General features: G+C 51.1%; 17 protein-coding genes. All 17 read right to left on the bottom strand.

Going from position 1 to position 24,881, the window contains the following annotated elements; all coding sequences use genetic code 11:
• Positions 1 to 16: 16 nt before the first annotated feature.
• Complete coding sequence (locus tag Q1B47_RS06285) at positions 17 to 988, bottom strand: biotin/lipoyl-binding protein (protein ID WP_299790303.1); 972 nt, start codon at positions 986 to 988, stop codon at positions 17 to 19.
• On the bottom strand, positions 978 to 2,399 hold the full coding sequence (locus Q1B47_RS06280; RefSeq protein ID WP_299790300.1) for a TolC family protein: 1,422 nt from the start codon (positions 2,397 to 2,399) through the stop codon (positions 978 to 980). The genes Q1B47_RS06285 and Q1B47_RS06280 overlap by 11 nt, the downstream gene beginning before the upstream one ends.
• A gap of 137 nt (positions 2,400 to 2,536) precedes the next feature.
• Positions 2,537 to 3,985 carry a metalloprotease TldD gene (gene tldD, locus Q1B47_RS06275; RefSeq protein WP_299790297.1) on the bottom strand — a complete coding sequence of 483 codons (1,449 nt, stop codon included), beginning with the start codon at positions 3,983 to 3,985 and terminating at the stop codon, positions 2,537 to 2,539.
• An 83-nt stretch (positions 3,986 to 4,068) separates the two neighbouring features.
• Positions 4,069 to 4,914 carry a carbon-nitrogen hydrolase family protein gene (locus Q1B47_RS06270; protein ID WP_299790295.1) on the bottom strand — a complete coding sequence of 282 codons (846 nt, stop codon included), beginning with the start codon at positions 4,912 to 4,914 and terminating at the stop codon, positions 4,069 to 4,071.
• The gene (locus Q1B47_RS06265) at positions 4,838 to 9,109 is read right to left on the bottom strand and encodes a YhdP family protein (protein WP_299790292.1); all 4,272 of its coding nucleotides are present in this window, start codon (positions 9,107 to 9,109) and stop codon (positions 4,838 to 4,840) included. Before Q1B47_RS06265 ends, Q1B47_RS06270 begins: the two co-directional genes overlap by 77 nt.
• Positions 9,109 to 10,611 carry a ribonuclease G gene (gene rng / locus Q1B47_RS06260; protein WP_299790289.1) on the bottom strand — a complete coding sequence of 501 codons (1,503 nt, stop codon included), beginning with the start codon at positions 10,609 to 10,611 and terminating at the stop codon, positions 9,109 to 9,111. The genes Q1B47_RS06265 and rng overlap by 1 nt, the downstream gene beginning before the upstream one ends.
• Before the next feature lie 56 nt (positions 10,612 to 10,667).
• Positions 10,668 to 11,264, bottom strand: a complete 597-nt coding sequence (locus tag Q1B47_RS06255; protein WP_299790286.1) for a Maf family protein — start codon at positions 11,262 to 11,264, stop codon at positions 10,668 to 10,670.
• Between the two features lie 2 nt (positions 11,265 to 11,266).
• Positions 11,267 to 11,755 carry a rod shape-determining protein MreD gene (gene mreD, locus Q1B47_RS06250; RefSeq protein WP_299790283.1) on the bottom strand — a complete coding sequence of 163 codons (489 nt, stop codon included), beginning with the start codon at positions 11,753 to 11,755 and terminating at the stop codon, positions 11,267 to 11,269.
• Positions 11,752 to 12,663: a rod shape-determining protein MreC gene (gene mreC / locus Q1B47_RS06245; RefSeq protein ID WP_299790281.1), complete on the bottom strand. Its 912-nt coding sequence runs from the start codon at positions 12,661 to 12,663 to the stop codon at positions 11,752 to 11,754. Before mreC ends, mreD begins: the two co-directional genes overlap by 4 nt.
• A gap of 138 nt (positions 12,664 to 12,801) precedes the next feature.
• Positions 12,802 to 13,851, bottom strand: coding sequence for a rod shape-determining protein (locus Q1B47_RS06240; RefSeq protein WP_126506432.1), 1,050 nt, complete (start codon positions 13,849 to 13,851; stop codon positions 12,802 to 12,804).
• A gap of 236 nt (positions 13,852 to 14,087) precedes the next feature.
• Positions 14,088 to 18,074, bottom strand: a complete 3,987-nt coding sequence (locus Q1B47_RS06235; protein ID WP_299790275.1) for a DUF6701 domain-containing protein — start codon at positions 18,072 to 18,074, stop codon at positions 14,088 to 14,090.
• A gap of 651 nt (positions 18,075 to 18,725) precedes the next feature.
• Positions 18,726 to 21,599, bottom strand: coding sequence for a DUF6701 domain-containing protein (locus Q1B47_RS06230; protein WP_299790273.1), 2,874 nt, complete (start codon positions 21,597 to 21,599; stop codon positions 18,726 to 18,728).
• Between the two features lie 28 nt (positions 21,600 to 21,627).
• A complete protein-coding gene (locus Q1B47_RS06225; protein WP_299790271.1) occupies positions 21,628 to 22,143 on the bottom strand; it encodes an MSHA biogenesis protein MshP in 516 nt (171 codons plus the stop codon).
• Positions 22,133 to 22,963, bottom strand: a complete 831-nt coding sequence (locus tag Q1B47_RS06220) for a type II secretion system protein (RefSeq protein ID WP_299790269.1) — start codon at positions 22,961 to 22,963, stop codon at positions 22,133 to 22,135. The genes Q1B47_RS06225 and Q1B47_RS06220 overlap by 11 nt, the downstream gene beginning before the upstream one ends.
• Entirely contained in the window at positions 22,963 to 23,544 is a 582-nt protein-coding gene (locus Q1B47_RS06215; protein WP_299790267.1) for a prepilin-type N-terminal cleavage/methylation domain-containing protein, read from the bottom strand. Before Q1B47_RS06215 ends, Q1B47_RS06220 begins: the two co-directional genes overlap by 1 nt.
• Complete coding sequence (locus Q1B47_RS06210; protein ID WP_299790265.1) at positions 23,534 to 24,016, bottom strand: type II secretion system protein; 483 nt, start codon at positions 24,014 to 24,016, stop codon at positions 23,534 to 23,536. The genes Q1B47_RS06215 and Q1B47_RS06210 overlap by 11 nt, the downstream gene beginning before the upstream one ends.
• A gap of 375 nt (positions 24,017 to 24,391) precedes the next feature.
• Positions 24,392 to 24,877 carry a type II secretion system protein gene (locus tag Q1B47_RS06205; RefSeq protein ID WP_299790263.1) on the bottom strand — a complete coding sequence of 162 codons (486 nt, stop codon included), beginning with the start codon at positions 24,875 to 24,877 and terminating at the stop codon, positions 24,392 to 24,394.
• Between the last annotated feature and the right edge of the window lie 4 nt (positions 24,878 to 24,881).

The raw sequence follows: 24,881 nt of genomic DNA, 5'->3' as shown, positions 1-24,881 counted from the left end.
AAGTTTGCACTTTGAGTTATTGCGCCATCAAGGCTGTCATGCCGACTCTGAGATCGGGAATCGTGTTAACGGGCCGAAGCTCCATCTCGAAGGTACGCATATCGAAGTCATGGCCGCTCTCGGTGGCCCGCCAGGTGGCGAACTCTCCCATCACGCTGATATGGGTCACCGAGAACTCATATTCTCCCCCCAGAGCCGGAATGAAGATGAGGTGCTTCTGACCCATCTTGAAGTCTTTCAACTGATCTTCACGTACCTGAAACACGGCCCAGGCATCATCCATATCGATGACACTCACCACAGGGAATCCACTCGGGGCAAGTTCACCGGGCTGCAGTAGTACTTCGCTGATCTCACCGGACTTGGGCGCACGCATCTGGCTGTCCGCCAGTATCGCACTCACCTCATTTACCGCACCTTCCGCCATGCGGGCGTTACCGGCGGCGGCAGCCTTTGTCTCTTCACGGGCCCCTTCTGCCGCCATCTCATACATGGCCAGGGCGGCCTGCTCGGTATACTTGGCGGCCTGCCATTGAGTGAACGCCTCATCGCGTTTCTGCCTTGCCAGTACCCCCTCGACAAACAGAACCTCGACTCTGTCATAGGTGGTCTTGGCCAGCGTGGCCGCCGCCTGCGCCTTCAGCCACTGCTCTCTGGACGCCATCACCTGCTGCTTTCGCGCACCTGTGTCGGCTTCCAGCTGCATCGCCTGGGCCGCATCTCTGCCCCCCTCTGCCTGCATCAGTTTGGCATTCAGCTCGGGGCTATCGATAGCAAACAGGAGATCGCCGGCTTCGACTCTATCACCACGACGCACTAACACCTGTTCGACCCGACCCGGCACCTTGGAGGAGATGTTGTACTCTCTCGCCTCAACCTGCCCCTGTATGCGTTCATCCTGAGGTGTATAGGCCAGTTTTAAGCCGTAGCCTAATGCACCGACCAGACCAATAAGTGCCACGACCCCAATAATACGATTAGCCTGCATTGTTACTCTCCTGCATCGCAACTTTGGCCCTGTGACCGACGCTGCGACCTAAAAATTCTTCCAATTGACCGCTGATGGCCATGAGTCTGGCATATGCCTGAATATAACGATATTTAGCACCTAGCTGCTGTGTTTCGACCGCAGTAAGCTTTAACTCAGCATCAACCTTATCGATCGAGGTCGAAAGTCCCTGACGAAAAGCCAGATCCCTTAAACGCTTATTTTCCTGTGCCAGTGCAATAGATGTCTCCAGTGACTGCACCTCCTCCTGTGCCTGGAGCAGCTGACGATAACTCTGATCCAGCAGCAGACTGAGGTCCTGGCGTGTCTGAGCCTTGGTATATCTGGCCTGTAGCAGCGCACTCTTAGCCGCCTGCACCTTACCGCTGCGTCCGTCACGGCTCAACAGGGGCACTTTCACTCCCACGCCAAGCATCCAGTCGGGCTCCATCTTAGAAAACAGGCTGTCGTCTTCATATAGGGTGTAATTACCATAGAGGAATACCGTGGGGTGATACTTACCTTTCTCCAGATCGATCAATCCGTTGGCCTGCTCCTCCTTGGCCTCAAGCAGCTTTAGGGCCGGATGCTGAACCATAGTTAACCGGCTCAGCTGTGGCAGTGAGGGCGCGTCGGTGAGCATGAAGAGGGTGGAGCTGGTATCGACCTCCTGCTCGTGCAACATACGTGACAGGGCGATAACCGCCATCTCGGCCTGACGCTGAGCACTGGTGTAATTAACCCGGGCATTTTCCAATGCAACCTGCGCATTGAGCCGTTCGACCTTCGCTATCTGTCCCTGCTCTTCGAGTTTAAGCGCATGACTGGCATGCTTCTCGAGGGAGGAGACCAGTTCACCACGGGTTGTCACGAGCGCTTGAGTCACGGCGACGCCATAGTAGCGATCCACCAACTGAGTGAAGAGCTCTCTGGTAGAGAGTTGTAACTGCTGCTCTTTCTCTATCACGTGAGCGGCATGGATCGCCTGAGCCGCAGTGATCTTGCCTCCCGTATAGATGGGCCACATGGCCTGCAGGCTGGAGCGGAAGATATCCTGTTCGGTAAACTGAGTGACAAACATGGATCCTGGAATACCGGCAAGAGCACCACCGATTGACGGTGGCAGCGTAGCGGGATCCATAGAGGCGAGTGGATTAAGATCCTTAAGATCCAACTCTATCGGTTTCTCTAGTCGGGTATAGCTGCCGTTGAGGCTGATTGAGGGAAGATAGAGATCTTTTCCGGCTTCATGCTCGGCCTCGGCGCGATTAACCTCCTGGGCACCGGCCTGCAGCTTATCGCTTACCGTCAGCAGCTGTTGCCAGGCTTGAGAGAACCCCATCTCTTTCGCCCCAGCCGTGAAAGGCCCTAGTGCCGCCAGCGACAATAAGGCTATATGTGAAAACTTCATCCCCTTTCCTCTGCATTCGACCTAGAGTGTTTACTCTAAATTCCTTGGCGAATGCTAACATTTTTTAACCGGCAAGAGTAGGAGCCAGATCCTAAAAGCTAAATCCGGGCACCTACTTTATTAGATCACGAGAGAAATTAAGCGGTTCCACCCACTGTCAGACTGTCGAGTTTCAATGATGGCTGGCCCACTCCGACAGGCACACTCTGGCCATCCTTACCACAGACGCCGACACCTTTATCCAGTTCGAGATCGTTACCCACCATGGAGATCTGCCCCATAGCCTCGGGGCCGTTGCCTATCAGGGTAGCCCCCTTGATTGCCCGGGTGATCTCACCCTTCTCGATCAGATAGGCTTCTGAAGCTGAGAAGACAAACTTACCCGAGGTGATATCGACCTGGCCACCACCGAAGTTAGGTGCGTAGATCCCCTTCTCTACCGACTTGATCATCTCCTGAGGATCGCTGTCACCCGCCTCCATATAAGTGTTGGTCATTCTCGGCATAGGCAGATGCGCATAGGATTCGCGGCGTCCGTTACCTGTCGATGATCCCCCCATCAGGCGGGCATTGAGTTTATCCTGCATATAGCCCTTTAAGATCCCGTCTTCAATCAGAACCGTTTTCTGGGTTGCGACACCTTCATCATCGATACTCAGAGAACCGCGACGATTCGCTATGGTGCCATCATCGACCACGGTGACCAGCTCAGAAGCGACCTGCTGGCCTACCATACCGCTGAATGCACTGCTTCCCTTGCGGTTAAAGTCTCCCTCCAGCCCATGACCGACAGCTTCATGAAGCAAGACACCGGGCCAACCCGCACCGAGAACGACAGGCATCTGCCCGGCCGGGGCATCGATGGCATTAAGGTTTACCGATGCCTGACGAACCGCCTCACGGGCGAAGGAGAAGCAGGCAGGCAGGCCCGCATCATCATTACTCATCAACACATCATAACCATGACGCCCACCGCCGCCACTGGCGCCACGCTCACGTTTACCCTCCTCCTCTAAAATCACACTACAGTTGAATCGCACCAGAGGGCGAATATCGGCGGCAAGAGTGCCATCGCTGGCGGCAACTAATATCTCTTCGTGTACGCCTGAAAGGCTGACCACGACTTGAATGATACGGTCATCGAGACTACGGATATATGCATCGGCCTGTTTCAAGAGGGCTATTTTTTTCACCTCTTCCATGGCAGCAATCGGATCGGCACTCTGGTAGAGGGCTTTCACCTCCTGCTTCTTCCATGCCTGCACGGTTTTATTTTTACCGGCAACGGCAATACTGCGGGCGGCTTCTGCCGAGGCTTTGAGCGCCGCAGGCGTGATCTCATCGGCATAGGCAAATCCGGTCTTCTCACCGGTAATCGCACGCACACCCACCCCACGTTCGATATGGAAACTGCCCTCTTTTACTATGCCATCTTCTAATACCCAAGACTCATGGCGGCTTCCCTGAAAGTAGAGATCTGAAAAATCGACATTGTGCTGATGAATGGAGTTGAGGTAGCCCTGTAGATCATTCAGTGACTGTCCATCTTGCAGTAAGCTTGCTTCTACTTGAGTTAAAAATGGCATTAATAGTTCTCTCTTTTTGCTCACTTGAGCTTAATCACGCTTAATCTCTGTAAGAAGAGCCCGGGAAACAAGAACCCAGACTCTTATCTAATTTTTTGTAACTGCGGCGGAGCAAAGCGATTATGTTCCGATACCGGCATCTGTTGCCGGATCAGCTCCAGTTCACTCCTGTCCAGCGTCGCCTGAACCCAGCCACAGCCTGACATCTTCTCAGCCATAACCCTTCCCCAGGGGTCTACGATCATGCTCTGTCCCCAGGTCTCCCGGCTGCCGCGGTTATGCTGCCCCCATTGAGCCGCAGCAAGAATGAAACATTGTGTCTCTATCGCCCTGGCCTGAATCAAGGGTTGCCAGTGTGCGGCTCCGGTTACCTTAGTAAAGGCCGCAGGCAGTGCGATCAGCTCGGCACCGGCTTCCCTCATCGCCCTGAACAGGTCAGGAAACCGCAGATCGTAACATATCGCTAGACCTAACTTACCAAAGGGGGTGTCAATTACACTAATTTTATCACCGGGACAGAAGGTATCACTCTCGCGATACTCTTTGGTGCCATCGGAAACATCGACATCGAACAGGTGAAGCTTATCGTAATTACCTAAAACTTTACCTGCACTGTCAAACAGATAAGTACGGCTATAAACCCTTTTATCCTCCGCCAGAACCGGGATGGTCCCGGCGACAAGGTAGACATTAAACTTTTTTGCCAGATCTGACATCGCCGATTTAAGGGGGCTCTCTTCTGAGCCACAGTTAAGCAGATACTCACCCTGCTGGCTCTCGTGGCCACCAAACAGCAAACAGCATTCGGGCAACACAACCAGCTGCTCCTCTCCCGCCACTCTGGGCAGAAGGTCAAGCTGCGACTCGATAAACTGTAGGTTTTGCGCTACGTCTCGACTGCTTTGGCACTGTAACAGACTGATCTGCATCTATGGCTTCCCTCTCTATTCGACTCTCGCTTTTATCTTCTCTGCCTTCATTGCTCGCAGGAGGAAATGGCGCTTGAGCCTCCTTAAAGTCTGGCACCTCAATCACTCTTGGTGCAAGAATTTCAACTCCCGATTCGGTCATCTTTACCGGAGCGCCAGACTGCTGCTTCTCTTCTTCCCCCTCTTGCTGGCCCTCATTAAGGGGTTGCTCAGGTTCCGGCTTGCGAATCTCTGATTCGGGCGTCTCGACTCCCTGCTGTTTAACCGGGCTAGAATCTGCCGGCTGTTTATCGGCCTGCTCCTCACCTTTGCGGGGCAGTGCAGACTCGGGGATCTCTATCTCTTTACTCTTACGCTCCAGCTCTTCTAACTTAGGCTCGGACATGGTTCCGGTTAATCTGAATCTGAGCTCGGTGATCACCTCGATAACGGGCTCAAGCACTTTAGTCAGGGCGAATGCGCCTATGCCCAGTGTCCAACCGCCTGTGGTGAGCAATACCACGGTCGGTACACTGGAAGCCAGTTGCGGCACGAAACGGATATCGTAGTTCAGGCTCTCGGTGACTAAGTCTGTATAGCCCCTGACCTTCATATTTCCCGCGACGGCATCCATCTCGGTATCGCGGGTCTTGATGACGCCGTTATCTATCTTCAGGGTGCCGGTGAAGGAGTTAAAGTAGAGCCCTTTACCAAAGACATCTGAGAAGTCCAGAGATAACTTTCTGAGCAGGGAGTCCAAGCTGAACAGCGAGAAGATTCTGGCTCCTTTGTCACTCACCTCTGACAGATGCCCCTTACCCAGCTCGAAATTAATGTTGCCGTTGAGCGACTCCAGTGAGAAGGCATAGGGTGCTCCCTGCCAGGAGATAGTGGCGTCCAGCTCAACCGGAGCATCCTTAAGCCCGGGATCCATATCGAGAATCGAAGATATAGCATCAAATTTTGTTGCCTCTAACTTCACATTAAACTCGGTAAGATTCTCCCCTGCGCTGTTTTTCCATGCGCCAGTGCCACTGAGCTTCACATCGGGTGTCGTGAGTGAGAGAGTCTGTATCTGGTAGTGACCCTCCTGAGGCGTTCCCTGCAGTACCAGGTGACCCAACGGCTTGCCATAGAGACGAAAATCATCCACATCCAGTGCAAGTGGCGGCAGGTTATTGAGCACGGTATCTGATTTAAAGTCGGCCTGAGACTCCTCTTTCAAGCTGGGTGCGATATAAAACTTACTCGCAACCATCTTCAGCCCCTGAGTCGACCAGTCCGGATAAAAGTCAATCCTGCCATCAAACTCGTTCGACATAGCCTCAAACCGCCATGCCTGCTCATTAGGTTTTGCAGCAATGGTCAATTCAGACAGCTGTTGGCCCATAAGATTCAGATCGGCGATCTGCGCATCGATACTGACAAGAGGAGGAAAGAAGCCTCTGGCCTGCTCGCCCTCTAGCTGTGAATCACTCTCGACACCAGCCCCTGCTTCAGTTTCGCCCCCAGTCTCCCCGGATGCGATAAAGCTGGTGATAACGGGTAGCCAGGGAGAGAACTCTGTTTGCGCAATATCGAGCTGCAGGTGCCCATTATCTCTTTTCAGCTGATCTCCCGGCTTAAACAGCCTGCCCAGAAGGAGATCGAAATGATGTAACTGATCACCCGATTCGATATCGAACCCGCCCCAAAACTCCATCTGCTTACCCAGTTTTATCCCGAGCGACGACTGCTTATTATCACCGATCAACTCGGCCGACAGCCTTCTCTTCTCACCGGCAGCCTTAGTGAAAGGCGCGGGAAGCATCAATTCGGTGCCAAGTAGATCGCTGTTAACCTGGGCCTGAATACGGTAGCCGGTCTGGTCGAAAATAAGCGTCATGGCACCATCCCAGCTCACCTCGCCGGAGTAGAACTCCATCAATGGATTATCAAGCTCGGGCGGAAGAGCGTCGAGTTGCCAGACGCCATTAAGATCCAGGTTCAGACCATAGTTATCACGCACCTGCTCGGTATCGAAACTCAATGAGACCGGCTGCTGATAAAGCAAGGCCTTGATATCTTTGCCCTTCACTACCTCGTTGACGAAACTCACCTGACCGGTCACGCCATCGAGCTGAACTCCGGGCTCACTGATATATACCGGTGTCTGATCGAAATTGACCCGGCCACGGATCTGCTCCTCCTCTCCATCGTAGAGAGGAATTGAAAGATCCAGTGAGGCGGTGACATCTCCCTGAATCTGAACCACCTCAAGGGTCGAACCGACAGAATCGGCCAATGGCGAGGCCTGAATAACCTCGGTAGCCGCAGCGCCTTTGGTAGCAAGTTCGGCATCGATCTCCAAAAGCGAGCGAGCGCCCAACTCGGGAATATTTATTCTGGCCCCATCGACCACGACATCCAAAAGATCGCCATTGTCGATAGTGAGGTACATGGCCGCGTTCTCAAACAGGGCTGATAGCTCCAGCGATCTCACCGGGGGCCAATCCGGCTGAAATTCAAATTCGGCATCACTTAGGGTGAAGGCCGCCTGAAAGATCCCCGAGTGATCTTTGTATGGATATCGGTTTAAGAAGCCGTGCCAAACGACTCTGGCATCCTGGGTATTACCCGCGACGAGCCCAGCCTCAAGGTATTCGACCAATTCGGCATCCATTCCCTGTAGCGGGAAATAGTTACCCGCATTGGCGACATCACTTATCTTCACATCCGCAAGCAGCGCAAGATGAGTGTTACCTGCAAAGCCCATCTTCATGGAGGCGTCCAGACCAATATCCTTATTAGCCAACTTAAGGTGAGGAAGTGTCAGCTCACTAGTTTCGGTATTAAACTTAGCATCGAAAGCCGCACCGCTTAAGGTTATCGGCGCCTTGAAAGCCGCGCCAAAGTCTAAGGTATAGTCCTGCTGAGGTGCACTGAAGTAGAGGGCGTCATCATACCAGGCGACCTTCAGATCCAATGGCGAGCTCCCCGGGATCCCGTCAAACCTTTGCCATTGTAACTGAGCAACATCGACAGAGAGTTGAGGCTGGCGTTCATCATCCACAGAGAGTTTAATATTATCCAGATAACCTTGGGGAGCTACCGACTGCCAGGTCTTCAGCAGATGTAGATCGACTGCCGGCACCAGTGGCAACAGAGGTAACAGGCTACTCGTATCCAGCCTGTTCAGATACGCTGACAGGCGTGAGCCTCTTTGTTCTGCAATAAAATTAAGCTCAGGCCATGGCCGCTCATTAGTTTCAAATTCAAGATTTCGGCTGCTTAGCTGCCAGCCACTTTCGGTGGGTAGCCACTCCAGCTGACCCCCCTTGATCTCAAAATGCTGCTCCTGGCCGCTCAACTGCCATTCCAGCCAGCTCGGCTCGAACTGTATCAGGCCCGACTCGATGCTACGCTCGCTGAGGCTCAACCAGGCTTGCAGGTTGACCACACCTTCGAGGGGTAACTTACTCTTGTTATCGTATGGGTTCTTTTGTCTGGAGGCCCACTCACCGAGATCCAGCGAACTGGCAGCCAGGTAGATCTGTCCCGTAAGATTATCGGGCCTGAAGCCGCTGCCGTTAACCTGCAGCGACAGTGATAACTGTTCGACCTCGGAGGCTTTCTCATCGAGATAGAGTTTTCCCTGCCCCTGATGCTTACCACTGCTGTTTTGCCACCGCAGATCTTTGACATAGATAGGGCTGAAGTCATGATGCTTGCTGAGTAGCTGCAAGCTGCCTTCTGATATCGAAAAGTGCTCTAACTGCTCCAAAAGCAGGCTATAGAGCCAGTCGGTATCGATTTCGGCCGAGTTAGTCCGGCTCTCCACCTGATTGAGCTTATCGAGATCGAGCCCGACCTCAACACCCTCGAAAATGACATTCTCAATCTGGGGACTGGTCGTCATCAAGCTCTCCCAGAAGTCGAGTTTGACATGGACACCACGAATAACCAGGGTAAAAGGCAGACGCTCCTGAGGCGGCAGGACTAACTCCTTCACCGTCAGGGCCGGACCGAAGGCCTGCCACTCGGCGTTGAGCTCTCCTACGCTAACCTGGACCTGATACTCATCTTCGATATAGTTAACCAGATCCTGTCTCACCTCGGTGAGCTGGGGCAGAAGTCCCCGAAACAGGCTCACCGCCAGGGCAAACAGCACCAAGATAACGGCTAATGTTTGCCAGCAGTAACGGCTGAACTTGCGGGGACAGAATTGACGAGGCACTACATTATTACCACATCGAACTTGTTTTGCGCATACATAGGTTCATTCTGAAAACGGACCCGTTTTCCTATATACACACCCAACTCAGCAACCAGATGCCCCTCCTCGCCCGTAAGGCTGTTAAAGACACCGGGCGAGCAGTAGACCAGGAACTCATCGGCATCGTAACTACGATCTAATCGGATGATCTCTCTGAAAATTTCATAAGAAACGGTTTCAACGGTTTTCAGGCTGCCGGTGCCATAGCAGGCCGGACACTCTCCACATAAAACGTGCTCTAAACTTTCACGGGTTCTTTTACGGGTCATCTCAACTAAGCCCAGGCCGGAGAAGCCACTGATATTGGTCTTAACCCTGTCGGCAGCGAGCGCGAGCTCAAGGCTGGCAAGCACACGCTTCTGGTGTTCGGATTTCAGCATATCGATGAAGTCGATGATGATGATGCCGCCCAGGTTGCGCAACCTGAGTTGGCGGGCGATGGCGTGTGTCGCCTCCAGATTGGTATTGAAGATGGTCTCTTCGAGGTTTCTGTGACCAACGAATGCACCTGTGTTGATATCGACCGTCGTCATCGCTTCTGTTTGGTCTATGATGAGGTAGCCACCGGACTTAAGCTCCACCTTACGACCCAGCGCACGTTGAACTTCATTCTCAACGTCATAGAGATCGAAGATGGGAACCGGGCCGTTGTAGTGCTCTATCTTATCGGCGATCTCAGGCATAAACTCTTCGGAGAAGGCCTGTAGCTCCTCGAATGTCTGATTCGAATCCACCTGGATCTGATCCAGTTCAGTGCCGACAAAGTCACGCACGATACGGACCGGTAGCGCCAGATCCTGATATAGCAGGGAGACACCCCTGCGCTTACGGCGCTCACTCACCTTTCCCCAGACACGACGCAGGAATGCGGCATCCTGAACCAACTCCTGCTCGCCGGCGCTCTCTGCGGCGGTACGGATAATAAAGCCACCATCCTCATCGACGAAAGGCTCGGTTAACTTCTTAAGACGTGAACGCACCTCTTCAGACTCGATGCGCTGAGACACACCAACATGGCTGGAACCCGGCATAAAGACCAGGTAGCGAGAGGGAAGAGTGATATCGGTCGTCAAGCGTGCCCCTTTTGTACCCAGAGGATCTTTGACCACCTGCACCATGATATCTTGTCCCTGACGAACTAACTCATTGATGTCACGAACGACAAAGTTACCTTTTTCAACATCCGCGACACATTCGGTATGGGGTACTATGTCAGAGGCGTGCAGAAATGCCGCCTTATCCAGACCGATATCGACAAATGCTGCCTGCATACCGGGCAGTACTCTGCTCACCTTCCCCTTATAGATATTACCGACTAAGCCCCGTTTCATCCGTCTTTCTATATGGACTTCCTGCAAAACACCATGCTCTACCAAGGCGACGCGAGCTTCGGTCGGCGTTACATTGATCAATAGCTCAGAACCAATCTTTCGCTGTACTCTGTTTCTGACGACGCGGCTCATATTTATACTCACTTTTAGTAGATTTCCAGTTTCCGGGTTCCGGGGCCCGGAAAACTTTATAAAATTTTCATCTCTTTGAGCAGCTCACGGGTCTCAACCATCGGCAAGCCTACAACGGCCGAGTAGCTGCCCTCGATACGTTCGACAAAGCTGCCTCCCAGAGCCTGGATTCCATATGCTCCGGCCTTATCCATAGGTTCGCCGGTGGCGATATAGGCCAAGATATCCTGTTCGTCGATCTCACAAAACTTAACTTTAGTCTCAACCAGACGGGTTAGTGTTGTTTTACCGTCGGTTAAGGCCACCGCCGTCATCACACTATGAGACTGTCCCGACAACTCTGTTAACATTCTCAGAGCATCGGCCTCATCTACAGGCTTACCCAATATCTGCTCATCCAATACCACTATAGTATCAGAACCTAATACCACCGGGCTTGTCTGATTATCACACAGGCTTAAACCGGCCTCGGCTTTCTCTACCGCAAGGCGAGAGACAAACAGATGCGGCGATTCCCCAGACTGGTGCGTTTCATCGATATCCGCAGACAGGGTATCGAAGCTGAATCCGGGAACGGAAAAACCGAGTTGCGCCAGTATCTCTTTACGACGCGGAGAGCCTGAAGCTAGTACCAATTTGGCTGAAACACTCATATTTATCTCACCTTATATTGACGCCTGACACGACGTAAGATCCAAAATACCCAAGGCCAGATAATGAGGCTTGAGATAGCAGGCAAAAACAGACGCACATCGAATGTGGCCGTTTCTACAACAAACTGAACCCAGAAAACGACCAGGTGATGTAAACAGATCAGACTGGAGATCATCAGCGCCTGCTGCCACATAGGGAAGTTCCTAAGGCGCTGAAAATGGAGCACGACAACATAAACCACCAGAGAGATCGATAAAGCCCGAATCCCCAGATGTGCTCCCAACATGATGTCGAGCAGCACGCCTAAGAGCCATGCTGACAAAATATTATATCTGTGCGGCAGAGCCATGGCCCAATAGATGATGACCAGCAGCAACCAATCGGGTCGCCACGGCTCAAACAGATCCGGCAATGGCATGATCTGAAATAGCATGGCAACAAGAAAACTCAGCCATACTACCCAGCGGCCGTTAGCAACATGCATACTCATTGGCTCACCTCAGAAGTTGATTTTGTTGATGCTGAGGCATTTTCAATGTTCAAAAGCTCATCTTTACTCAAACTTTCATCCTGCTCATCGGGAAGCGATCCGTCGGGCCAGATCAACAACAGATAACGGATTCTGTCGAGCGCGGCTAACGGCTGAGCCACCACATTGGCATAGCTCTGTCCGTCATCTTTGACCACATTCATCACACGGGCAACAGGGTAACCTTCGGGAAAGCGATTTCCAAGCCCGGAGGAGACCAGGAGATCGCCGACCCTGATATCGGTACTCTTAGAGACATAACTGAGTTCGAGTTCATCCAGGACTCCCGTCCCTTTGGCAACCAGACGCACATCGTTGCGGGTGACTCTCACCGGAATCCCATGAGTTGCATCGGAGATCAGCAGCACCCTACTGGTTAACTCGCTGACCTGTACCACCTGACCTACCACGCCCTGTGCATCGACTACCGGCTGACCGACATACACGCCACTCATGGCGCCGTGATTGAGTACCACGTATTGATGGTAGGGATCACTGGCCACCTCCATCACTTCGGCGACCACCTTCTTCGAGTCCATATGAACGGGAGATCCCAGCAGTGCGCGTAAGCGATCATTTTCCTGCCTGAGATGCTCGAAGCGCTGTAGCCGCTCGCTCATAAGAAGCTGCTGCCTCAGCAGCTCCTTATTCTGCTTAGCCAGCATATTTCGGGTCGCGAGACTCTCAGCCGACCAATCTAATAGTGCACCGGGAACATTAGCCACATATTGAAGAGGACTCAGAACAGAAGAGACGGATTTACGTACGGGATCGAGTCGGTTGTTAGCCACGATAAGGATCACCGACAAGATAATTGCCAGTGTCAGCCTGAATTGGTTAGAGATACCACGTGCAAAAATAGGCTTCATAAAAAACTATAAAATGGTTCGAAATACTATTCAGCATTCCAAGGGGTCATAAAATAATATCAGGTATTTACAACCTGCAACGAAAGTGAGGAGCAGAAAAAAACAAGGCGGTTAAACACCGCCTTGTTCATACTAAAGTTAGTTTTCTTCGGAGAAGAGGTCACCACCATGCATGTCGATCATCTCCAGCGCCTTACCGCCGCCACGAGCAACACAGGTTAATGGATCATCAGCAACCATCACAGGAATGCCCGTCTCTTGCATCAACAGACGGTCCAGATCACGAATTAATGCACCACCACCGGTCAGTACCATACCGCGTTCTGAGATGTCTGACGCCAGTTCAGGCGGAGATTGCTCCAGAGCCACCATAACGGCGCTGACGATCCCCGATAACGGCTCTTGCAGCGCTTCCAGGATCTCGTTGCTGTTAAGAGTGAAGCTGCGAGGAACACCTTCGGCTAAGTTACGGCCGCGTACTTCGATCTCGAGTACTTCATCACCCGGATAAGCGGTACCGATAGTGTGTTTAATACGTTCGGCGGTCGCTTCACCAATCAGGCTGCCGTAGTTACGGCGCACATAGTTGATGATCGCATCATCGAACTTATCACCACCGATGCGAACGGAAGATGAGTACACCACGCCGTTGAGTGAGATAATTGCCACTTCGGTAGTACCGCCACCGATATCGACAACCATAGAGCCTGTCGCCTCAGATACTGGCAGACCCGCACCAATCGCGGCCGCCATCGGCTCTTCGATGAGGTAAACTTCGCGAGCACCGGCGCCCATGGCCGATTCACGAATTGCACGACGCTCTACCTGAGTAGCGCCTACAGGTACACAAACCAATACTCTTGGGCTTGGTCGGAACACACTGTTGTTATGCACCTGCTTGATGAAGTGCTGCAGCATCTTCTCAGTCACGTAGAAGTCGGCGATGACGCCGTCTTTCATCGGACGGATAGCCTGGATATTGCCCGGAGTACGACCCAACATCTGCTTAGCTTCTGTACCGACAGCTGCCACGGACTTCTGTCCGCCACTTCCCCGCTCGCCACGAATTGCGACAACCGAAGGTTCGTTAAGTACGATCCCCTCTTCACGCACGTAAATTAATGTGTTTGCCGTACCCAAATCGATCGAAAGATCGTTAGAAAAAATGCCACGCAGCTTCTTGAACATGTAACCAGCCTGTCTCTGTGGAGTCGGAAAAAGAAAATCAGGTAACTCTATCAATGACACCCTGATGACACAAGGGCGATGAGGTTAACATTTGCTAATGAAGCGGTTTTTTTTTAATTATCATGCCAAAGGGGAGATTTAATCACTCTGTTTGACGAAATCGCGCCCCAAAAGCAGATATGTGATCCCAGAACCTAGGTTCTAAGTTCTAAGATCTAGGATCTAGGATCTAGGAACTAATTAACTTCATGCCAGTAGATCACCTTGTCATGGCCACGATAGGTGCCGAAGAAGGCCGAGGCTCTGGGATCGTAGAGAGCGTTAGCTTTGTCGCCATCGAAGTTCCAATACCATTTGAGCCAAGGCTCGACATGTTGCTTGAGTCTAACTTCACCGGGTGCGTCAGGAGCGGTGAAGTAGATCTGCTTAACACCCAGCAAGATAGTTCCGCTTTGCAATATGAGTTTTGAATCACTATGGGCCGTAATCGGCGGGAAACCTGCTGGCGAAGCCATATTCATCCCAGTTGTCACTGCCTCTGTGCTATCCGTCGAGGTAACCGTATTATACACAGAACAGCTATCAGCACCGTTGGTTACCCAGCTAGGGCCATCGGCAGTTACCGCACTGACATATTCGGTCCGCAGCGGCAGACGCAAAGTTTCTGACTGCGGACTATAACCGTTATCCAACTGTAGTCGGCCGTACCTTAACTGAAACGGCTGACTGTCTTCATCTCTATTGATATCTTCGAAGGTAAAGCTTAAGCACTCGCCGGAAGATCCGCTCTTAAAGCAGATACCATCTTCATCGGTCACATCATCTTTGTGCAGCACTAAGTTAAAGTCGGCGTTAAATGGCGCAACCGGGGTCACCGCTCTGGCATATTGCACCTGCGCCCCCTCCAACACGGCCCTGTTAGTTGGCGAGCTATAATACTTAACCACACCAGACTTCTTAGTCCCGCCGCTATCAATAATACTGCCGGCAGTTGATGTATAGACCCGCTGACTCCACTGGTTACGATCGTCTAGCTTCTTATGCATATACCGCCACCATACATCTTTCTGGTAGTTCACGGTTTCGTGTATAGCTGGCTTGCCCTCACTGTCCACGCCATCCTTTGCATAGCCCTTTACCTGAATCCATGGCTGAGCTCCACCAACGAAACCGAAGGGCTGATCCATATAGGTAAAACTGCCACAGCTATGGCTGATGGTCGGCTTATTACCCGTAATACCTAAATAAGCGGGGGTAAAGCGGCCAAAGATTTCGCTGCTGGAGTTATCCGCTGCAATAGTCACCCCCTGGTAGGTCAAGTTACCGCTGAGTCCCACCTTCATGGTACCGACTTCACTCCATGTCTGATTTTCTTCTAGTTTTACAGTGTCATTTTTACCCAGGGAGAAGTTAACCTTATCGACGCCCAGTTTACCCGCCGCCCCCCCGGCGGGTTGCTCTATCACAGAGTGAATCGGTAGTTCTGAATAAGTAAAGTTTTGCAACGCCTTGTTATTACTGAAATCCTTGTCGCCGTCAGAATCCCAACATACCGCCTTAACCTGCATGCTAAAGCTGTCCCCCGCTGCGGCTAATACCTGACACTTATTGTCATGGGGGTCACCGCTGTTGCAGCGTTGACTCTTCTCTGGATTAGAGAAATGAAAACCCGCCGGCGTGGCGACAAATGTATCGGAGTGAGTTAACACCAGCTCCTGGGTTTCTGCACCCGGTGGGGTAAAGTTATAGGTTAAATTAGCTTCCAGCTTTATCTTGCCGGCCTCTCGATAAGTTGCCGATAACCTGCCCTTACCATCGGCATCGAATGTCACACTGAGAACCTTACTCTCACCCCCCTCGATCACAACTGAGCTTGGTTTAGCGTTCAGGCTCTTCAGGGTAAGTGATTCCCTGTTATTCACATCATCGTTATTGGGAGTATCGTAGGCCATGCTGAAATCTATCGAGCGGGACTCTCCTGCGAAAAGTGGTTTACACTCCTGAGTCACCGCATCTTTACTGCCCGCATAGATCTCAAACTCGGCGGTGGTTTTACAGGACTGAGTATCGGGCACATCGAAATAGAGACCAGTATCTGCGAAGGTAAGCTTGCACTCACTGAGATCTGTTTTCTCTTTACCGTCGATAAAGCAGCGAACGGCTCCCTCAGGAGCAGTCGCTCCCAGACCGATGGCAACGGTTCCGCCGTCCACATGCCATAACTTGGCAGGAGGGACCGTATGTCCTGTGAAGCTAACCGTTTTGTATTTACTACCGTCTTTAGTCAAATCAACACTCGATAAAACTGAAGTTTCCGTAGTGCAATTTTTATCGGCACAAGCACGAATAAGAACATCTTTCGCCACACAGCTATGTGCACCTGAGGTAAACTCTATACGATAGTGATTGGTTGTCGCAGGCTCAGGTGGCGCTTCGAAGGCAAAATACCCTACATCTTCAGCCATATGAGTACGCTCATCATCGAATTGCTGATCCTCATCGACGGCGAAGCTCAGGGTGTTATTAAACTTGTCGAATCGACAGCGTCTCAACCAGCCACCATCGCCACCTTCACGGCTGTTCTTATTCGCTATGGTATAGGGCAGACTCGGATAGCTGTTTTGCAGTCCATTGGTGTATTTACACTGCTGTGACGGGTTACCGGTGATATTGCTGTTTTTAGCATAGCCAAATTCATACTTTTTCTGCTCTCCATCTATGGTCATCACCCCGGAGCCCAGGCCTGCTACATAGCCAAGGGTTTCATCGCTGTAAATTGAGCCTTTTTGCTCTGAGCCCTCGATTGCGATATTGAACCCACTACCACTCTCGTCGACATCATCTATCACGGTTGTGATAAAGGGGTTGTTTACTTTCGACAGCATCTGTCCCAGCATGGCAGGTTTAGCACCGAAACTGTGTTCAAATGTCACCCCCTCATAGCCCCTTCCCGAGGCAGGGAAGCGTTTTCCCTGATACTTTCTGGTCGACACCTTGCCCGCCTGCAGCGCCTTTCCCCTCTCAAGAAAAAGGTAGCCCGGCTCCATCACCAAGTAATCGAACTCAGGCATCGCCTTAGGAGCTGTCTTATTGCCCTGCGGTTTATCGAACACAATACTCGCCCCGCTACCCGAAACCGATGAGACCCTGAGTGTGGATGGACCATCACTGTTCGCATCGCTGCCATCTATGGTTGGCATCACCATGATCACCGGTGGACTGGCATAACTGTTATCGAAGATGATCGATGTACTGCCGGTATCGCTCAACGCCACCCGCCCATATTCGAACTGAGGGAAGGGACAGGTGAGGAAAGCGCTCTCTGGCACCTTAGACAGGCTCGATGATGATGGTTTCTGCCAATAGAGGTGATAACCCTCTCCCCCGGTTGCTTCATGAAAGCGCACCTCAATCTTATGGGTGCCCCGCTCCAGTGAGATTTTTCCGCTCTCACATGGCCAGCCACACTGAGGATGTCGGCCATAGAAGCCTGCGACGACCTGATCATCTATAAGCAGTTCGATGGCATCATCACCATCTATGCCAAAAGTATACCTCCCGCTCTCAGGGACATCGATATAGCCCTCGAAGATACCGGTATAATAGTCCCCTTGAGTGGAGTGAGGGTTAATACTGGCTCCATCACCTTCCACTCTTGCAACTATCGACTCACCCAGCTGCTCTTGGGTGTTTTTAACCGTAGCAATGAGACTATTAAACTCTTCGTGATTAGCTGGGCTCGTCTCTACCCCCGGCTTCCAGCTGGTCGCATCATAGGTTCGATAGGTTATCCCCGGAACATTAGCCTGCTCTGCAGGGCACTGGGCGGGAACGACCGGGAGAGGCTTGTTACTGCACATGCCACCAAAGTCGGCATTGTCTACCGCAGCTTCATCGAAGTCTACGTAGCCGTTACCATTAATGCTGAGACTACCGCCAGAGGCCAGAGCCCCATCTATTCTGGCATTGCCTGTTAAACTCACCGAACCGGCGACGTAAACGATGCCATTGATGTAGTTCTGACCTGCTACCGATAAATTTCCCCTGACATAGATGATCAGATCTTCAGTTTTTCCACCCCAATTTAAATAAGCATTGCTCATTGTTAAATTATCGAAGTAAAGGCGAGTCGTCGTGCCATGAGTGCTGACATAGCTGCCACCTTTAAACTCACCGTAACTGAAGTTGTAGTCACCAGAATAAAAATTATAAAACTCAGGCAAGCATGTAGGTCGTCCCCTTCTTTTTTTACAAATTAAATTTCCTAAATCAGGACCAATATCATCAGGGGGAGTTAACCCATATGGATAGTGATCTCCGGTAGGCGGATCGGTAAAAATATCCTTACATTGGGGCACCGCATACGCTACGCCGGAACACCAAAAAAAACACAGAAAAATTGCGATACAGATCCGTTTAGAACAGCTGATAAGACTTGGTTCTTTAAGATAAAAATTTGGCATTACAGACTTAGATACAAGGGTGGAAAGGTTATAAGCTCACGGTAAAAGTAAGCCAGAGAACAGAAAGCTTGGCGACAGAGAGCCTCATGGCCCGGGGAACTGAAGGTAGCTAAGGAGTTCAGCACAATAGCTCAGACTGAATAGCGTAAAGCAATCAGAATAAATTGCTGACAGATAGCAGAACACCAGTGACAACCCCGAGAGAATAAGATTTCGGCGAATATTATCACCTCGCGTTACCTAAGGTTCACAAATGTAAGACTAAAGTTCGAGCATAGACTCAATTTGTTAGCTGGATCACAAAAACAGGGGTTATTTGGCTGAGTAAGCTAACTTTTTGCGGTGGTCGCCGCTCCGAATTTGAACGGGGTTGAGATTGTTAATACTAACTAACTCATAGAGATAGAGGAATTAATTAACCTCTCGCCATTGGATGACACGATCATGGCCTCTGTAAGTGCCGAAGAAGGCGCTGGCCCTTGGGTCATACAGCTCGTTAGGTTGATCGCCATCATAATTCCAATACCACTGTAACCAAACCGGCACGACAAGCGGCGCGGTGACCTGACCACGGTAGCGATTGGGCGTTGCGACAAGAGATTGCCACAGCAGCTCAAACCTTCCCATTGAGAAGTCGCTGTCCGGCACTGTGTTTGTCCCTGCCACCCGGGTCACCGACTGAGGAGGTACCAGTGCCGGGTTATATGTCACATCCGTTGCCGGAAGCGCCGCAGAAGCGATATCGGTACAGCTGTCTAGGGTATTGACCACCCACCGGGTGCCATCCCAATACTGAGCCGTCACAGGCATTCTTATGGTATCCGTTTCGGGGCCATAGGCGTTCTCCAACACGATACGACCGTGCCGATAATGCTGGGTAGATATCTGTTTAGCGTTACAGCTATCTGAGATAGCGCAGTCATCCGTTGTCCCCGCATTCATATCCGGTGAGGCTATCAGCACACCATCTTTATCACTCATCTGCAGACCGACCGCCATCGAGACATAGGGGCCATCGAGGTTACTATCAAGCAAGCGGGTGAATTGAATATCGCTCTCTACGGTCTGAACGCCTTGATCGTCTTTTTCCCATTTCAACTCCGCCAATCCGGTAAGGCGGGCTTGATGATCGACGCCTTCACTGCTGTTTTCGGCGACTAACAGTGCTGCGCCGGATGCGAAATCCACGGTCTCATCTTTGAAGTAGTTTCGTGTCGTGACCCCATCAAGATTCCTCGCCCTGATTTTCATCATTAATGGAGTTGGCTCATCCATATAGGTAAATGCTGTCACTCCGGTGCCGCATGCCGCGAGCATGCTCTCTTCATAGAGTTCAAAATCATTGGGATAGAAGCGACCCACAGGCTCACTTTCCGCCGTGGGGATAGTGATGCTCTCCCCAAGATAACCATTTGGCGGGGTGGCGGTTAAACTAAATACCCCCACCTCACCGATGGACTGCTCAAACCCGTTCAGACTATCTGCCTTAGCGACATGGTCGTATGAGCTTAGGCCAAGCTCGCCTAAGGCGCCGTTCACAGGTTGTTTAAGAGTATGTCCAAGGGCGATACCGCTCTGAACATAGTTTGGCGTTGGCGTGTTATCGCAATAATCTGTGTCGCTGTCCAGCTGCCATGCCATGGCCTGTATTGAGACGTTGAAGCTTTCACCGGCCACCTTAAACTTGGGACAGGTATCGTCACCTGCAGAGCATACCGTTTCCGGTTTAATACATAGCCCGACTGGATAACGCACAGTACTGTCTGAGCCCTCCATAATCAGGCCCTCATCCTCTTCACCGGTTGGGGCCGTATATCTGGCATGAATGGCAATCTTACCCGCATCAGGGTAGTTCAACTCGAACTCGGCTTTCCCCTCACCGTTGAAAGTTAACGAGATTGGCGTGGAATTTAAGACACTTGTGCCTATATTGGAGCCGTTAACCGATGCCGGACTTGCTGTGACTATCGCAGCGGGCGCCGGGCTTATATATTCACTCCAGAAGTTAACCACCTTAGTGGTATCTGCAAATGCCGGAACGCATTGAAGCGAGTTATCACTTTTTCTGACCGCGGAGATCTCAATATTTTCCTGGGGCTTGTTAGAGAGGTAGTTATCTATGCTGACGATAAAACCCGCCTCAGCAAAACTCAGTGAGCAGGCGCTGTTGTCGACTAAGTTGCCATCTATATAACAGCGATATGGTCCCGAAGGCGATGTACCGCCTAGCCCTATCGTCGTCAGCCCACCTTCACCATGCCAAATCTCACTGTCGGTTTCACCGGTAAAGGTGAGATCGCTATATTTCACACCATCTTTGATAAGTTCGACGCTGGATGCTATAGCTGAGAGGCTGGAACAATCATCGTTGGCGCATGACTTGATGGTAACAGTCTTAGCCGTACAGCTTAGGGCATCGGATGAAAACTCGATACGATAGTGATTGGTTGCAGGAGGCGCGACTCCACAGTCTGGCGTGACATTAATTTTGTGAGAGGTATTTTTGAAAATTACCCGGCTATTCGAGTCAAGTTCGACATCTTCACCTCCGGCAATTGCCCCCTCTACCGATGAGTTACCGGTTATGGTGATATCTTTCTCTGCGAACACATAGGCTCTGAGATAGTTATTGCCTTCAAGTTGAAAGTTGCCGTAATTATGAATTAAAAGTTGTTCTGCACTATAAGCTAAGCTGCTGTTCTTGTGGCTGTAATCATTCTTAATAAACCAACTGACACTACCGCTCGAGGGATAGAGCACATTAACATTCTTGTTAATCACTAAGCTTTCGATCCAATACTGACCTGGTGCAAACTCTAATGTGCCGCTGGTTGCGGTTAAGTTTTTAATCTTATAGATACCACCGGAAGTGGTGAACCTGAGAATGCGCTTCTTCCCGCTTAAATAAATATCTGCATATTCTCCGGCCGGGACATCGAGTGGTACATTATTGATCGGTGGGGGCCCGACACTCACATTACTGCTCGACTCACAGAGTTTAAAGTCGAGACGGTCATCGGGAAATGAGGATGGCACTCCTGAGGCAGTACACTCATTTCGACCGCCTGATGTCCAACAGGCATTTTTGTCCTCATCATCCACCTCATGGGCGGGGAGTACCCCGTCGGCAGGAGCATGCTCTAAATGGGCTCCCTTGCTGAAATCGATCTCCCCCTCAGCATGATGGGAGTTAACTCCCTCGATAAATACCGGACTCCAATCAGTTGCCTTAACTGGTGAGACAAAAATGAAGACAAGCAGGGCAACAATGACAGCTAGAGTCATTGATATAGGTATCTTGGTAAAAAAGCATCTAATCACGGGCTTCCACCTCCACCCGGCGGTTGACACGCAGGCAGCTGCTGTCATCGCCTTCGCAATCTCCCGTCTCGCAGGTCGCCGTACTGGTGATCCGGTAACTATTTACACCACTCACGGTACTGGTCACACAGGTCAAGGCAACGCTGCAGCCATGAAAGCCCGGCACGCTCGGCGGAGCCCAGCTTACCGACACGTTGGTACAAGAAGCAGCGTTAGCATCGGTGGCCGTTAACGGGAACAGCTGAGCCAGGGCGCTATCGGCGCCTGAGTTGGCGGCAAACAGGGCACGGGTACCCCACACCTCGAGACTCACCTGCTCATCGGCATCTTCCAGTACATTGATAAGCGCCGCCGACATCAGGAACATCACAGTGATGACAAAGATACCTATCACCAGCGCGCTGCCACGCTGCCTGGTCTGACTGCAAGCGAAGCCGCTAAATGGCCTGTTAGCGTTATGAGTCTTTCTATTCGCTCTATGATTACTTCTATAATAGCTAGGGGACATTGACCACCTGCACCTGGTGCTGATATTGAAACTCCTGACCATTGACCATAAATTTCGGCGTTAACTGTACCACGGCGTTATTAGTCAAGCTGCCCGGAGTATAGTTGATCGGCCAAGTGCCTGTGCCGGTAACCACACCTTCAGCCATCAACACCCCATTGCCCATATCCCCAGGAGTGGGCTGCGTCGCATTAAACATACTATAGCCTTGATAACGTCTGACATCCCCATTAGTAAAGAAGCAGTAGCTCACGGCGTCGTTTATCATAAAGAAACGATTCTTCGGAGATGCTTCGCTGAAGCGCATAGCCAACTCCTGAGTCGTTGAACCAAACGTCACGGTGTTTGTTGCCGCGTCATACTCCTTAATGCTTAAAAGCCTACCTTCGGTTGCTGTGGGTGACGCCGAGAAGATGTGGGCAGGTGTCAGAGGGTAGACCAGCATACGATGGGCAGTGTTGATCCCCAGTGCCGGTGTATTTATGATGCCGGTCTTACTAGCCACCTCCGGGGCGATAGGTAGTGTGATATAGGAGGCACTACTCTGGATCGGCACAAATTCGATGCATTGAGCTGTTGCTGTATTGCTCACTCGCAGGCTATTTGGCACCGCATTTCGTATTTCGCGAGTCATACGCTCGATGGCGAAGCGGCTCTGGCCGAGCACCTGATCCACCGAAGTCGACTCGACAAAGATGCGGGTACCCATGATAACGAAGCTGCTGACCCCCAGCACTAACACCCCTAAGATGATGATCACCATCACCATCTCTACCAGGGTAAAGCCTCCGCTCTTGCGTGGCTGTCTCGGCGCCGACATCAGTAGTTACTCCTTACCGCATTGTAGACGATCCGCTCACCACTTGGGGTCGTCACGGTAACCGTTATCAGCTTACGGTTCAGATCTGAGGTATCTGGATAGGTCACGGTAACCGCCAACAGATAATTGGGGTAGCGACTGGCGTAGGTATCACCGGCTCCACCATTCAACATCAGGCTATTCTGATTAAGCCCGTCATAGTCATCGACATCGTTATAATTGTTTCTGGCCTCTCCATCGGGGCCAAGATTTCCCGGGGCGGTACAAGCTGCTCCAGCAGGTAACCCCAGATCGGGTCTTGCTGCAGCGCCACAGGCCGGAACCCCACCGTTGGGGTTGGTGTTTTGATCGTAACGCTTGCCCCAGATCTCATTCATCACCGAGTGAGCCAGCTCGGCGGAGCGTACCCGATGCAGGGTCTCGGCGGCGCTATCGGCCTGAGGGAACAGCATGCTGGTCAACATGACCAGAGCGATACTCAGCACCACCATGCCAACCACCAGCTCTACCAGGGTGAAGCCTTTCGCACCGCCCTTTGCAACGAGCCCCAGGTTATGAGCCCTATTAGAGTTAACGGCCATGAATATACCCCTGACTCTCGATATTGATGGTCAAGGTCTCGTCGGCGATCACCTTGATGCAATTTCCGCTGCAGACAGTGCTGGTGCCGTTTGTGGTAACCACTCCTTGCCTGTCGAAACGAACATTGAAACTTTTCTTGCTGCCGCTGATTAACTCAAGAGCGGCTCCCCCTTCAAACTTCTGCTTGGTTTCGCTCAGCTTAGCACTCCCTGTGCAGGTCGTATTATCATATCCCTGCAGTTGATAACCTGTTGTGTCTACGGAGATACGATAGCAGTAGTCTTGATTATTCATCGCCAGCAGCTGTGCCTTGCGCAGCTCAGATATAAACTCGTCCCGGAGGGTAAAGGCACTATAGCTGGAGCTGGTCATCAGGCGCGGCAAGACCACCACAGAGAGAATGGCAATCAACATGATGGTGGTGACCAGCTCTACCAAGGTAAAACCGCGTTGTGGCAAGGCTCTTCGCATTCAGTGTCCGGGAAACTCTTAGTTTTAAGTTTTAAGTTTTAAGTTTTAAGTTTTAAGTTTTAAGTTTTAAGTTTTAAGTTTTAAGTTTTAAGTCACTCAGGCTTCTATAAGTTCGTCATTCCGTAAAGTGAGGGACGAACTTGTACGGAATCCACCGCTCTTTTGAGCAGCTGGATCCCGGATATCTCGTTCCTCGATTCCGGGATGACGACCACCCAATTACCGGGGAACGCTCAACTAATCATAAATGATATGAAACAGAACTAAGCCCTAGTGTCCAACAACTTAATAAGTATGGCAAATAAATAAAAAATTTAGATGTTTAGATACAAAAAAGGCCTGCTAGGCAGGCCTTTAAATTAGATGTCGTAAGACTTAGCACTTATCCGCGTCAGGCATTTCTGAGAAACTTGGAGTGTCTGTAGCAGACTTTGCTTCAGTATAAGTAAATTTACAGGTAGAGGGCGCATCGGTCTGTGAAATCGTTATCACACCAGGTGTAGTTGTTGATGGTGGAGTACCTGTACCAGCGACTCGAGTTGTGGTATCAACAATTGTCCACTCACTTTCAGTGATCTCAAGCGCTAAAAGCATATTTGCTTTAGTAGCCTGAAGATAACCATAAGAAACACCCACACCTTCAACTGTTGCAGAGTCTTTCTTCTCGTCAGAGGCTATTGCTGCTTTCGAATAATAGAGTGAGTTAGCCCCTTGGATAGCCGCTTTCATTCCCTGAAGTGTAGATACACGGGCATCACTTTGAAGGTTGATAAACTTAGGCGCGGCAGTTACTGCCAGAATACCCAGTATGATGATAACGACCACTAATTCGATTAGGGTAAAACCGCTTTGCTTATTCATTTAC

The organism is uncultured Shewanella sp., from assembly GCF_947501225.1.
Taxonomy (GTDB): Bacteria; Pseudomonadota; Gammaproteobacteria; order Enterobacterales; family Shewanellaceae; genus Shewanella.
Note: the sequence above shows the minus strand (reverse complement) of the source record. Positions and strands in the feature narration are given on the sequence as shown.